This is a genomic window from Streptomyces sp. NPDC046712 (assembly GCF_040645695.1).
Classification (GTDB): domain Bacteria; phylum Actinomycetota; class Actinomycetes; order Streptomycetales; family Streptomycetaceae; genus Streptomyces.
Map to the genome: position 1 here is coordinate 72104 of NZ_JBEYYW010000006.1, position 13170 is coordinate 85273.

General features: G+C 72.2%; 8 protein-coding genes and 1 tRNA gene. 6 read left to right on the top strand and 3 right to left on the bottom strand.

The window, feature by feature from the left end:
- Positions 1-18: 18 nt before the first annotated feature.
- The 3 genes from ABZ939_RS10550 to ABZ939_RS10560 all read right to left on the bottom strand — a co-directional run bounded on the left by ABZ939_RS10550 (position 19) and on the right by ABZ939_RS10560 (position 4117).
- Entirely contained in the window at positions 19-1959 is a 1941-nt protein-coding gene (locus ABZ939_RS10550; protein ID WP_361851471.1) for a kelch motif-containing protein, read from the bottom strand.
- The gene (locus ABZ939_RS10555; RefSeq protein ID WP_361851473.1) at positions 1956-3752 is read right to left on the bottom strand and encodes a cellulose synthase catalytic subunit; all 1797 of its coding nucleotides are present in this window, start codon (positions 3750-3752) and stop codon (positions 1956-1958) included. The genes ABZ939_RS10550 and ABZ939_RS10555 overlap by 4 nt, the downstream gene beginning before the upstream one ends.
- Before the next feature lie 291 nt (positions 3753-4043).
- Positions 4044-4117, bottom strand: a tRNA-Lys gene (locus ABZ939_RS10560).
- Positions 4118-4301: 184 nt separating this feature from the next.
- Between ABZ939_RS10560 and ABZ939_RS10565 the strand changes: the two genes are divergently transcribed.
- The 6 genes from ABZ939_RS10565 (at position 4302) to ABZ939_RS10590 (ending at position 13134) form a co-directional block, all read left to right on the top strand.
- Positions 4302-5654, top strand: a complete 1353-nt coding sequence (locus ABZ939_RS10565) for a peptidoglycan-binding protein (protein WP_361851476.1) — start codon at positions 4302-4304, stop codon at positions 5652-5654.
- Positions 5655-6605: 951 nt separating this feature from the next.
- Positions 6606-8747: an SPFH domain-containing protein gene (locus ABZ939_RS10570; protein WP_361851479.1), complete on the top strand. Its 2142-nt coding sequence runs from the start codon at positions 6606-6608 to the stop codon at positions 8745-8747.
- A gap of 121 nt (positions 8748-8868) precedes the next feature.
- Positions 8869-9459, top strand: a complete 591-nt coding sequence (locus ABZ939_RS10575; protein ID WP_361851482.1) for a lytic polysaccharide monooxygenase — start codon at positions 8869-8871, stop codon at positions 9457-9459.
- 25 nt (positions 9460-9484) lie between these two features.
- The gene (locus ABZ939_RS10580) at positions 9485-11146 is read left to right on the top strand and encodes an AMP-binding protein (RefSeq protein WP_361851484.1); all 1662 of its coding nucleotides are present in this window, start codon (positions 9485-9487) and stop codon (positions 11144-11146) included.
- Positions 11147-11218: 72 nt separating this feature from the next.
- Complete coding sequence (locus ABZ939_RS10585; protein WP_361851487.1) at positions 11219-12541, top strand: sensor domain-containing protein; 1323 nt, start codon at positions 11219-11221, stop codon at positions 12539-12541.
- Positions 12472-13134, top strand: a complete 663-nt coding sequence (locus ABZ939_RS10590) for a response regulator transcription factor (RefSeq protein WP_361851490.1) — start codon at positions 12472-12474, stop codon at positions 13132-13134. Before ABZ939_RS10585 ends, ABZ939_RS10590 begins: the two co-directional genes overlap by 70 nt.
- Positions 13135-13170: the final 36 nt, after the last annotated feature.

Genomic DNA, 13170 nt, shown 5'->3' on the forward strand with positions numbered 1-13170 from the left:
TGAGGACTCTTTTGGCCGCTAGGGCACCTCCACCCACACCGCCTCGGAGGGGGTTCCCTCTGCGTCCGTCACGAAGAGCATGTACCAGCCGGAAGGGACCAGTGAACGGTTCTTCGGCACCCCCAACTCGACTTTCCCCGCAGTCTTTTTGAGCGTCAGCGCGATCGTGCGCTGGTCGACGTCGGTGACGTGGGTGACGGCGCTCGGCCGGATCAGCTTCGCGGAGGTGATCGTCGCGGCCTGCTGCGTACGGAACACCCCGGTGGTGCCGCGGGCGATCCTGCGGGGTCCCTCGCCGAGTTCGGGCCGGCCGCCTTCCCGGTAGAGGTAGGGCGGGGTCCAGAGCTCGATGCGCTGCTCGAAGACGCCGGGCCGGGTGTTCGCCGGGTCGGAGAAGAGCGAGTCCGAGCCGAAGATCATGACCCGCCCGTCGGGGAGCAGCAGCGAGCCCGAGTGGTAGTTGCGGCCCACCTGCGGATCGGCGACGCGCCGGTACGTTCCCGTCCTCGGGTCGTACGTCCGGGCCTGGAGGATGTCGGAGCCGCCGCGGCCCCGGTAGTCCTCCGAGCCGCCGGTGACGAACACGGTGTCGTCCGGGAGCAGCGAGGCGCTGGGGTAGCGGGTGCCCTTCTCCAGGGTGGCGCCGTCACGGAAGCGCGGGCCGGGGGCCTTGAGGTCGATGAGCCGGGTCTTCGCGCTGGCCTTGTCGGACTCGCCGACCCCGCCGCCGCCGATCACCATGAACCGCTGGTCCTGGGCGGGCGGCAGCATCACGGTCGCGGAGGTCTCCATCCGGTCGGGGTCGCTCAGCCCGGGGACCTTGGTGAAGGTGTTCGTGTCCAGGTCCCAGATCCCGGGGTCGCGGCCGACGTCGGCGGGCCCGTAGCCGGCGTTCGATCCCGAGTAGAAGAGCTTCCCGTTCGACATCAGGAAGATCGCCGGATAGGTCGGGAAGCGCCGCTCGACCCCGGTGTACGCCCACTTCTTCGTCCTCGGGTCGTAGATCTCGTCCTTGCCGGGAACGATCTGCCCGATCTCGTCGAGTCCGGAGAGGGCGAGGACACGGCCGTCCTTCAGCGTGGTGAGCGTGGGGTACCAGCGGGCCTCGTTCATCGGGTCGACGGTCACGTACTTCTCGGCGACCGGATCGAACTCGTACGCCTCCCTGATTCCCTGGAAGTCCTTCTTGTCCAGGGCGAGTTTCTGCGCGATGCCGTACACGTTGCGGGCGTCGGAGCCCTTCATGCCGGCCACCCGGTAGTTGTCCTCGGTGCCGGTCTCGTACGCCGTCCCGGACTTCTCGGCCTCGACGTAGATGCGCCCGAGGCCCGGGGTGTTGTGGAGGAAGCGCCCGGTGCTCTTGTCGAAGACCTTGGTGGCCCGCTCGACCAGGACCGGGTCCTTGGAGACGAAGGTCCTGCCGTTCGCCTTCCCGGTGAATCGGGTGCCCGCGGGCAGGGTGATCGGCTTGTCGGGGTCCTCGTTGTGGACGATCATCAGGCCGCCGGCCTTGGTGACATCGCCCTCCAGCTTCTCGTACCGCTTCGTCCCGCCCGCCACCAGCAGCTTTCCGTCGGGCAGTTGGGTGTGGCCGGCGCAGAACATGTCCTTCGGGGTCGGGATCTTCTTGAAGTTCCCCGTCTTCGGATCCCACAGCACCGACTCGAACTTCTTCGCGTCGAAGTTCTTCTGGTTGTTCCCCGAGCCCGCGATCAGCAGCACCTTCCCGGTGTGCAGCAGGGCCGCGTGAATGGCGTTGATCCGGAAGTCGGCGGGCACGTCGAGGTAGTCCCAGTGCCCGTTCTCCGCCTTGTACTCGGGCCGGTTGATCGCGTACTCGTGGTACCGCTCCGAGCCGAACCGCCACAGCGCCGGCCCGTTCATCCCGGCGACCGCGACGATCACCGCGGCCCCGATCGCCACCCGGCGTACCCGGTTGCGACGCGCGTTGGCGATCATTCGTTACGCCCTCCCAGCGCGCTTTCCATGGCCTTCCCGGCGGGCTCGGCCCACCGGGGCCGCTGCGCCGGTACGTGGACGGGGGCGGCCGGCGCCTCGGTCCGCCGCCGCTCCACCCGCATGCCGTACCGCCAGGCTGCGATCGGCGCCGCCGTGATCAACAGCGCGAGCGAGGCCCAGGTGATCATCGCGGGGTGGTCGTGCCCGAAGAAGAACGACGAGGCGAGCGAACCGCCGAAGACGACGATGAAGAAAAGGTGGATCCGGAAGGTGCCGAAGAGGGTGTCGGGGCTCGAGGAGTCGCCCTTGGGCGTCACCACGAACGAGCTCTTCCGCCGCAGCACCGCGTCCATCAGCGAGCGGGCGTAGATCGGCGCGGAGAGCGCGGACATCACCATGCCGGCCAGTCCGCCGGACCCCTCGGGCTCGTGCGGCGAGACGTTGTGGCGCCGGTTCCAGATGTAGAGCCCGATCTGGAGCGCGGAGGCGTTGCCGTACAGCATCATCCACATCGCCGGGTCGATCTGGACGCCCGAGGCGCCCATGCCCAGGAAGAGCGCGCAGCTCAGCGCCGCCAGGATCCAGTTGAGGGCCGACATCGGATAGAAGATGATCATCATCGTGTAGTTGAAGAGCTTGCCGGGCGGCAGCGTCCCGAAGCCCTTCCAGTACTGCTTGAGGATCGTCTCGTACGTGCCCCGGGACCAGCGCAGCTGCTGGGTGAAGAAGTCGGTCCAGGCGGTCGGGCCCTCGCCGACGGCGAGCACGTCCGGGGTGTAGACCGAGCGCCACTTCCGGCCCGTGGCGGGGTTGCGGTGCCGGTGCATCTCGAAGCCGGTCGCCATGTCCTCGGTGATCGAGTCGTACAGCCCGCCGATCTGCTTGAGCGCCCGGATCCGTACGGCATTGGACGTGCCGACGAACATCGGCGCGCCGTAGCGGTTGCCGGCGCGCTGGATCAGGGCGTGGAAGAGGAACTGCTGGGATTCCGCGGCCTTGGTGACGAAGGTGTCGTAGTTCCCGTAGACCTGCGGCCCGATGACGAAGCCGACGTCCGGGTCGCGGAACCAGCCCAGCATCCGCTCCAGGTAGTTGGGGAGCGGGACGTGATCGGTGTCGACGGAGGCGAAGAAGTCGTAGTCGTCGCCGTGCGCCTGCAGCCAGGCGTTGTAGTTGCCGTGCTTCGTCTTCGCGCGGTGCGGCCCCTTGCTCTGGTTCCAGGCGGGCACGCCCTTGCGGGAGAAATGCCGCACCCCGAGCCGGGCGCAGACCGCCTTGACCTCGGGGTCGTCCCCCTCGTCGAGCAGCCACACGTGCATGGGTCCGCGGTGGCGGATCTTCACGGCGGCTTCGAGGGTCTTCGTCACCATGGCGAGCGGTTCCTTGCCCGGGACGAAGGAGGTGAGGAAGGCGACCCGGGTGCCGGCCTCCGGGACCACCGGGACCGGGTCGCGGGCGACCAGGGTCGCGTGCGCGTTCGACAGGACGTTCATGGTGCGGAAGAGCTCGATCAGGCCGATCGACACCAGCATCACGATGTCGAGGGCGCGGAGCAGGTCGTTGTCGAGGTTCGGGTCGCGCTCGGTCCAGTGCTGAGGCTGCATCAGCCAGACGAACAGGCCCAGCGAGACGAGCGGCGCGGCGCCGAGGAGCAGCGCGGCGCGCAGCCGGTGCGGCTCCTGGGAGAGCAGGGAGCGGTAGCGCACCCGGTAGGGCTGCGCCGGATCGGGCTCGGTCAGTGGCCCGGCGAGCCGGCTGTAGTGCTCGTAGTCGTAGCGTGGCAGTGCTGTCACGGAGCGGAGCCGAGTACCCCCGGCGGGCGTCCATGCAGACGTCATGAGTCCATCCCCCCGCGCGCGGTCGCGGGCGGGGCCCCCACCCCGCACTCGACGCGACCACCCGTGTCCCCAACCCCCCAGGGACCAAGCCAGAGTCCACGACCCCGCTTCTTGATCGCAAGGGCGAAACGAGCTGTTTACCGCCCAAAGCCGGGCGCTCTGGTTCTGCTGTGACGAAAGGGATGCCGCAGTCTCATGGGACGACCGAGGCCCCCTCACCGATGGTGAGGGGGCCTCGACTGTGCGTGCGCCGCCAGGGACTCGAACCCCGGACCCGCTGATTAAGAGTCAGCTGCTCTAACCAACTGAGCTAGCGGCGCCTGCTGACCTGCATAACTCTACCCGACGTCCGAGGGTGCTCCTGACCATTACCGGTCCCTTCCGGCCTGTCGGATGGTCGTATCGGGTCTTCGATCCGTCAAAATGCGATTTGTCCGGACAGTTGAGACACTGGCGCCCGTGCACCAGCGCCCAAAGATCTTGACGAGTGTGGAGGGGAATCGCATGAGCGTGCCGGTCTTCGAGGAGTTCGAGCCCGCGGCCGACTGCGGCTGCGCGGGCTGCGCCCAGCAGCGGCGCGATCTTGCCCTTGGCCTGCCCGTACGGGCGGGCGGACACCCGGCGGCACACGGGGCGCGCCGCGCGCTGGTCCTGGTGGCCGCGGCGGGCGTCGCCCTCGGCGGCGGGGGAGCGAGCGCGCTCGCCCGGCCCGCCGACGCGGCGATGCCCGTCACTCCTGCGGACCTCGCTCCGGCGGACCGGGCGACGGAGGCCGGCCCGGCTCCCGACACCCCTCAAGGCGGTACGGGCCCGCTGCACGGAGCCCCCGGCCCGCAGCCGTCTCCCACCGTCACCCCTACGAACAGTCAGATCTCCGCCCAGTCCCTGCGGAAGACCAGCCGCGCCGAGATCATCAACCGCGCCAAGCGATGGGTGAGCGCCCAGGTCCCGTACTCGATGGAGAAGTACTGGTCGGACGGCTATCGCCAGGACTGCTCCGGCTACATCTCCATGGCGTGGAACCTCCGCGGCAACGAATGGACCGGCAGCCTCGACCTCTTCGGCGAGCGGATCGGCCGTACGGAGCTCCAGCCCGGCGACATCCTCCTCTTCCACAACCCCGCCAATCCGACCAGGGGCTCGCACGTCACGATCTTCGGCGGGTGGACGGACTACACCCACACGTCCTACATCGCGTACGAGCAGGCCAAGCCGCGCACGCGGCGACAGGCCACGCCGCTCGCGTACTGGAACAACTCGGACCGCTATGTGGCCTACCGCTACAGGGGCGTGGTCAGCGGCGGCACCGGCGGCGCGTCCGCGGCCGCGATCCCCTTCCCGGGCGCGGCGTCCTTCGGCCCCGGCGCGAACAACGCGTACATCACCCAGCTCGGGCGGCTGCTGGTTCAGCGCGGCGGCAAGAAGTACTACAGCCAGGGCCCCGGTCCGCGCTGGGGCGAGGCGGACCGCCGTGCGACCCGGGCGTTCCAGCTGGCGCAGGGCTGGAGGGGCAAGGAGGCGGACGGTCTGCCCGGCCCGCACACCTGGCGACTCCTGGTGGCCGGCCAGGGCAGGAGCATCGGCGGTTCGAGTGGTTCGGCCGGTCCGCGCGCGAATGCGCCGGTGTTCCCCGGGCGTGGCTACTTCCGTCCGGGCCAATCCAACGCATATGTGGAGAAGCTGGGCAAACAGCTGGTGAAGCGGGGCTACGGCAAGCACTACCTGTCGGGTCCCGGTCCGCGCTGGAGCGAGGCGGACCGTCGCAATGTCGAGGCGTTCCAGCGGGCGCAGGGATGGCGCGGCGGCGCGGCCGACGGCTACCCGGGCCCGGAGACCTGGCGGCGCTTGTTCCGATGACCCCGAGAACATGAGGTGGACCCCATGACCCGTTCGACCCCACACCCCGACTCGGGCGCGGCGGCGAGCCGCGACGCGGCCCGGTCGGCGATCCGCCTGACGGACGAGACGCGCGCGTCGAGACCAAGGCCGTCGGACGCACCCCCACGCGGCGGCCCGACCCCGGACCACCGAGACCCGGAGGGCCCCCCGGCGAGGGCGGGCGGTCCTGGTTCGTCGGGCGGATCTGGTCCGTCGGGCGGTCCTGGTCCGTTGGACGGTTCTGGTCCGTCGGGTGAGCGGGCGGAGGTTGCTGGTCGGTCGGGTGAGCGGGCTGAGGTTGCTGGTTCGGTTGCCGGGGCTCCGGCCGAGGGTGCGGTCGGCGCGGGCGGGGCCGCTTTGTCGGCTGAGCGGGCGGGCGGTCCTGGTCCGGTTGCCGCGGCCGCGCCGATGTCGTCGGCCGCTCGGCCTCCGGAGGCCGGACCGGCGGGCGCGGACCCGCTGCTTGCGGGGTCCGCGTCGGTTGGGTCGGTTGGGCCGGCGTCGGGCTCGGATGTTCGGGGCCCGGAGGATCGGTCGGTGGGTGCGGATCCGCTGCTTGCGGGGTCCGCGTCGGTCGGGACGGCAGGGGCCGCTTCGGCCCCTCGGCCGGCGGGTGCGGATCCGCTGCTTGCGGGGTCGGCGCCGGTTGGGTCGGCGTTGAGTTCGGATGTTCGGAGCCCGGAGGCTCGGTCGGCGGGGACAGGCCCGCTGCTTGCGCGGGCCGTACCGGTTGGGTCGGGTGGGTCTGCTGCGGGCTCGGACGTTCAGGGTCCGGGGGGCGCGGACCCGACGCTCGCGGGGGCGGCGCAGGTCGTGGCTGGTGGGTCGGCGTCGGGTCCGGAGGCCCGATCGGCGGGTGCGGATCCGCTGCTTGCGCGGGCCGCGTCGGTCGGGACGGCGGGGTCCCCTTCGGGATCGGACGCTCGGCCGGTGGGAACGGACCCGCTCCTCGCGCGGCCGGCGCCGGTCGAGGGCGTGGCCGGTCCCGGCTCGACCGGTGTCAGGCTCCCGCTCGCGGAGAGCGCGGCTTCCTCCTCGGTCCCGGCTGCTGATGGCGGCCAGGCGGCCGTTGTCTCCAGTTCCGCCTCCGGCGAGGGGCGGAAGGACGGCGCGCCGGGCGCAGTCGGCTCAGGCCTCGCGGACGTCGTGGGCGGGGCTTCTTCGGCGCCCACCGACGGCCCGGCCCCGACCGGGGACGCCACTGTGGCCATGGCTCCGGAACGCACGGAAGCGGCCGCCGGCCAGCTGCCCCGGGTCGGCTTGGCAACTCCATCGGGTGTTCCGACGACTTCGAGTGACCCGACGGCCAAGGCCGGCGCGTCGACGGATCCGGCCACCGACAAACTCGGTGGCCCGGCCGCCCGGCCCGGTACGCCGACGGGCGCGCCCACGGGCACCCTCCCCGGGGCGCCGGCAGCTACCGCACCGGGTGACTCGGTCGCTCACGCCACGTCGGCAGGCCCGGCCGCCCGGCCCGGTAGGCCCCCGGGCAACCTCCCCGGTACGACGGCCGCTACTGCACCGAGCGGATCGGCCCCGCACGCCACGTCGACCACGTCGGCTGGCCCGGCCGCCCGGGCCGGTACGCCGGCGGGTGCGCCCACGGGCAACCTCCTCGGTGCGCCCGCAGCTACCGCTTCGCGCGGCTCGGCTCGGCACGCCGCGCCGGCCACCTCGGCCGCTCAGCCCGGCGCGTGGACGGGTTCGCCGGGCGCTACCGCTTCGGGCGGCTCGGCCCGACACGCCGCGCCGAGCAAGTCGGCTTCGGGCGGCTCCGCCCGGCACGCCGCGCCGACCACCGCGGCCGACCCGGCCTCCAAGCCCGGCACCCCGGCCGCGTCGGCGACCACCCCCAACGCCTCCGCCGGCCAGGTCGGTGAGCTTCGGCGGATCATCGGGGCGCCCTTCGGGGTCATCGCCGTTCCCGTCGCCGCCGAGGCGAAGGCGCAGGCGTCCACCCAGGCGTCCCGTCCCGCCGGGCGACGCAGGACGGTGATCGGGACCGAGACGACCGGGTCGATCCCCGTGCACCTGCTCTTCCGGGACCAGCCCGAACCGGACGACGACGGCGGACCCGCCACGATCGCCATGGCACCCCCGGTCGCCGCCAAGACCGTCATCCCGGCTCCCACCCGTTCCGAGCCCTCCCGCCCCGCCCCCACCGCCGACCCCCAACTCGTCGAGCGCCCCGGCTCCGTCCTCCCCGGGTGGATCGGCGCCGTCGGAGGGGTCCTCGCGCTCGCCGGGTGCGCGGCCATCGTGTGGTGGGTCGGGGCCGTGCCCGAGGAGGCGGCTCGGATGCTCCGGCTGCCCCCGCGTCCGTACTACGGCATCCACCTCGGCCAGTGGGCCCTGCTCGCGCTCGGCGTGCTGGCCACCCTCTTCGCCTTCGGCGGTCTGGGCCGTGGCCGCGTCGGCTACGCCTGGGTCCTCACCCTCTTCGGCGACTACCGCGGCAGCGTCCGCCGCACCGGTCTCCTCTGGGTCAGCCCGCTCCTCCTGCGCCGCCGTGTCGACATCCGCCTCCGCCACTGGCGCAGCGAGCCCCTCCCCTCGGTGGACGCCAAGGGCACGGCCCTCGACGTCGTCGTGCTCGTCGTCTGGCGCGTCCGGGACACCGTCCGCGCCGCGCTCGGTGTCGACGGCCACGAGGAGTACCTGCGCGAGCAGGTCGAGGCCGTGATGGCCCGGGTCCTGTCGCAGCTCCCGGCCGACGCCTTCCACGAGGACGCCCCGACCCTGCGTGACGCCGAGGCCGTCGGCGAGGCGCTCACCCGAATGCTCTCCGCGGAGTGCGCCCCGGTGGGGATCGACGTGTTCTCGGCGCAGCCGACCCGTATCGAGTACGCCCCCGAGATCGCGGCCGCGATGCAGCGCCGCCGGATCGCCGCGATCGACGCCAAGCACCGGGACAGCGTGCTGACCTCCGTCGTGGACGCGGTGGACGACGTGGTCCACCGACTGACCACGCGTGGTCTGGTCGAGCTGGACGACTACGAGCGCAAGGCGCTGGTCAAGGACCTGACGGTGGCCTTCTACACCGGCCGTACCGGTCCCGTGGAAGGCGCGTGATTGGTATGGACATGTTCAACTTCCCGCCATACCTTGATACTTGGTCTAGACCGGAATAAGCACCACCGCACGCGTGCGGCACAGCTCACCGAACTCCCCCACGTTCACCTGGAGCGACAGCATGCGCAAAAAAATAGGTGTGGCGGCGGTGGCGCTCGGCGTCGCCGGCGCCTCCCTCTTCGCCACGAGCACCGCGACCAGCCATGGCTACACCGACTCCCCGATCAGCCGTCAGAAGCTCTGCGCCAACGGCACCGTGACGAACTGCGGATCCATCCAGTGGGAGCCGCAGTCCGTCGAGGGCCCCAAGGGCTTCCCGGCCGCCGGTCCCGCCGACGGGAAGATCTGTTCCGCCGGTCTCACCCAGTTCGCCCAGCTCGACGATCCGCGTGGTGGCGCCTGGCCCACCACGAGGGTCACGGCGGGTCAGAGCTACAGCTTCCGCTGGCAGTTCACCGCCCGTCACCGCACCACCGACTTCAAGTACTACATCACCAAGAACGGCTGGAACGGCACCCAGAAGCTCACGCGGGCCGCCCTCGACCCGCAGCCCTTCCTCACCGTCCCGTACAACAGCCAGCAGCCGCCGGCCACGCTCTCGCACTCCGGAACCATCCCGGCGGGCAAGACCGGCAGGCACCTGATCCTGGCGGTGTGGACGATCGCGGACACCGCGAACGCCTTCTACGCCTGCTCGGATGTTCAGTTCTGACGGGTAGTCAGTTATCGTCCGGCGTATGACCGTGGCGGAGCTCGTGCAGCGTCAGTGGGGCGATCACAGGGTCGGACTGAGGAGCCATGACACGGTCCTCACCCACCACGGGATCGCCGCCGGAGCCGCCGCGCGGGCCGCACTGCTCGTCGATCTGCTGCCCCGGGGTGCCGAGCCGCACCTCGGGGTGCTCCTCGACAACACGCCGGAATTCCCGCTCTGGCTGAGCGCGGCGGCCCTCGCCGGGGCCGCCGTCGCGGGCATCAACCCCACCCGCCGGGGTGCCGAACTGGCCCGCGACATCGTCCACACCGACTGCCGTGTCCTGGTCACCCAGCGCGCGTACCTTCCCCTGCTCGACGGGCTTCCCCTGCCGGGCGTACGGGTGCTGGTGACCGACACCGACGCGTACCGGGAACTCCTCATTCCCTTCGAGGGCGCGAAGCCGGGCGAGGCCGTGGCCCGCCCGGTGCGCCCCGACAGCCGGCTGCTCCTCTACTTCACCTCCGGCTCGACCGGCGCGCCCAAGGCGGCGATCTGCAGCCAGGGCCGCCTCGCTGCCGCGGGTGCCTCGCTCGTCGCCCACTTCCGGATACGGCCCGACGACGTGCACTACATCTGCATGCCGATGTTCCACGGCAACGCGGTCATCGCGGACTGGGCCCCGGCGCTCGCCGCCGGCGCGGGCGTGGCTCTGCGCGCCCGCTTCTCGGCCTCCCGCTTCCTGCCGGACGTGCAGGAGTTCGGCGCGACGTACTTCACCTATGTGGGGCGGGCGGTGCAGTACCTGCTCGCGACGCCGCCGCGCCCCGACGACCGCGAGCACCGGCTGCGCCTCGGCTTCGGCACGGAGGCGGGGGCGGTGGACGCGGCCCGTTTCGAGGAGCGGTTCGGGGCCCGGCTCGTGGAGGGGTACGGCTCCTCCGAGGGCGGCGCGGCCGTCCAGCGGACCCCGGACACCCCGACCGGGGCCATCGGCCGGGCGGCGCCGGGGGACGACCTCGCGGTGGTGGACCCGGCGACCGGCGAGGAGTGCGAGCGCGCCGTCCTCTCACCCTCGGGCCGGCTGCTCAACGCCTCCGCGGCGATCGGCGAACTGGTCAACCGCGGCCGGAGCCCCTTCGAGGGCTACTGGCGCAACCCCGAGGCGGAGGCGGCCCGGCTGCGGGGCGGCTGGTACTGGACCGGCGACCTCTTCTACCGGGACGCCGACGGCTTCCTGTACTTCGCGGGGCGTGACGACGACCGGCTGCGGGTCGACAGCGAGAACCTGGCCGCGGCCGTGATCGAGCAGATCCTCTCCCGCTGGGAACGCGCGGCGGGCGTCGCCGTCTACGCGATACCCGATCCGGTCGCGGGGGACCAGGTGATGACGGCGATCGCCCTGCGCGAGGGCGCCACGTTCGACCCGGTCGCCTTCCAGGAGTTCCTCACCGCCCAGCCCGACCTGGGCACGAAGATGCCCCCGCGCTTCGTCCGCCTCGTGCCGGCACTCCCGCTGACCGCCACGAACAAGATCCACCGCGTGTCCCTCCGCCGGGAGTCCTTCCTCTGTGACGACCCGGTCTGGTGGCGCCCGGAGCCGGGGAGCCCGTACGAGCCCCTGACGCCGGAGGCCGTCACCGCCCTCGACACCGCGTACGCCGTCCACGGCCGCTCGCCCCGAGGTCCCGGCGCCACGGGGTAGGCCCAGCCCTACCTCGGGGACGCCCCCCACCACGATGGCCCGGCACGGCAACCGCCCCCTACCGTGAACCCCATGGCGCCCCGAACCCCCTGGCAGGCCCTCACCCGGCCCCGTTTCCCGCGCAGCGACTGGCCGTGGCGGTCCGCCGGCTATCTCGCCACCGGGGTGATCACCGGCGCGCCGGCTCTCCTCGTCCTGCTCCTCCTTGTCGTCTTCTCCTTCGTGCTCGTCGGCCTCCCGCTCCTCCTCCTCGCCGGGGTAGCCCTCGGCGGCATCGAGCGCCGCCGACTCCGGCTCGTCGACCTCGACCCGGCCACGGATCCCCACCGGGTCCCCAACGCCCCCGGCCTCGCCGCCTGGCTCCAGGTCCGCGTCCGGGAGCAGGCCACCTGGCGGGAGCTCGCGTACGCCGTCCTGCACGTCACCGTCCTGTGGCCGCTCGACCTGCTCGTCCTCGCGATCACCCTCGGCCTGCCCGCCGCCCTGATCAGCGCGCCGCTGCGACTCGCTCTGGACGGTGAGGAGACCAAGGTCGTCAAGGCGTTCCTGGTCACCTCCTATCCGCAGGCGTTCGCCGCCGCCCTCCTCGGGGCGGCACTCCTGGTCGCGTTCCTCTATCCGCTCGCTGCCCTCGCGGGTGCCCGCGCCGCCCTGAGCCGTGCCCTGCTCGCACCCCGCGAGGCCGAGCTGCGGGACCGGATCGGCGAGGTCACCGCCTCCCGGGCCCGGCTCGTCGACGCCTTCGAGGCCGAGCGCCGCCGGATCGAGCGCGATCTCCACGACGGCGCCCAGCAGCGCCTGGTCGCCCTGACCATGACCCTGGGGCTCGCCCGCCTCGACGCCCCGCCTGGACCGCTCGCCGACCAGCTCGCCCAGGCCCACGCGGAGGCCGGGCGGGTCCTCACCGAGCTGCGCGAACTCATCCACGGCATCCACCCGCAGGTGCTCGCCGACTACGGCCTCGGCGCGGCCCTCACCGACGCCGCCGACCGCTCCGCCGTCCCCGTCGACACGGACATCGACCTGCCCCGGCTGTCCACCGCCGTGGAGAGCGCCGGCTACTTCGCCGTCTGCGAGGCCCTCGCCAACATCGGCAAGCACAGCGGCGCCACCAAGGCCCGGATCACCGCCCGGCACGCAGGTTCCCTGACCATCGAGGTCGAGGACAACGGCCGCGGCGGCGCCACCGCATCGATCAGCGGCTCCGCGTCGGGCACCGGCGGATCCGGTCTCACCGGACTCGCCGACCGGCTCGCCGTCCTCGATGGCACACTGACGATCACCAGCCCGGCCGGCGGCCCGACCCTCCTGCGAGTGGAGATCCCTTGTCCCGCACTGCCCGATCGCTCCGCGTCGTCCTCGCCGAGGACAGCGTCCTCCTCCGGGAAGGGCTGATCGGGCTGCTCGCCCGCTTCGGCCACGAGGTCGTCGCCGCGGTCGGCGACGCCGACGGCCTGCGCGCTGCCGTCACCGAGCACGATCCGGACATCGTCGTCACCGACGTCCGGATGCCTCCCGGCTTCCAGGACGAGGGGCTGCGCGCCGCGGTCGCCCTGCGGGCCGATCGCCCCGGTCTGCCCGTCCTCGTGCTCAGCCAGTACGTGCAGCGGACCTACGCCGCCGACCTCCTGGACGCGGGCGACGGCACCGGCGTCGGCTACCTCCTCAAGGACCGGGTCGGCCAGGTCGAGGAGTTCCTCGACGCGCTCACCCGGGTCGCGGACGGCGGCACGGTCGTGGACCCCGAGGTCGTACGGCAGCTGCTGCGCCGGCACCGTGATCCGCTGGAGGCGCTGACCCCGCGCGAGCGCGAGGTCCTCGGGCTGGTCGCCGAGGGGCACTCGAACGGGGAGATCGCCCGCCGGCTGGTCGTCACCGAGGCGGCCGTCGGCAAGCACATCGGCAACATCCTGGGGAAGCTGGACCTGCCGCCCGCCGAGGACACCCACCGCCGGGTCCTCGCGGTCCTCACCTATCTGAGGGCGTAAGGGGGTGTCCGCCGGACAGGGCGGGCCCATGAAAGC

What these genes read in the sequence shown, in the direction of transcription:
- ABZ939_RS10550 (WP_361851471.1), bottom strand. Translation starts at nt 1,959, where the DNA reads ATGATCGCCAACGCGCGTCGCAACCGGGTACGCCGGGTGGCGATCGGG.
- ABZ939_RS10565 (WP_361851476.1), top strand. Translation starts at nt 4,302, where the DNA reads ATGAGCGTGCCGGTCTTCGAGGAGTTCGAGCCCGCGGCCGACTGCGGC.
- ABZ939_RS10575 (WP_361851482.1), top strand. Translation starts at nt 8,869, where the DNA reads ATGCGCAAAAAAATAGGTGTGGCGGCGGTGGCGCTCGGCGTCGCCGGC.
- ABZ939_RS10580 (WP_361851484.1), top strand. Translation starts at nt 9,485, where the DNA reads ATGACCGTGGCGGAGCTCGTGCAGCGTCAGTGGGGCGATCACAGGGTC.
- ABZ939_RS10585 (WP_361851487.1), top strand. Translation starts at nt 11,219, where the DNA reads ATGGCGCCCCGAACCCCCTGGCAGGCCCTCACCCGGCCCCGTTTCCCG.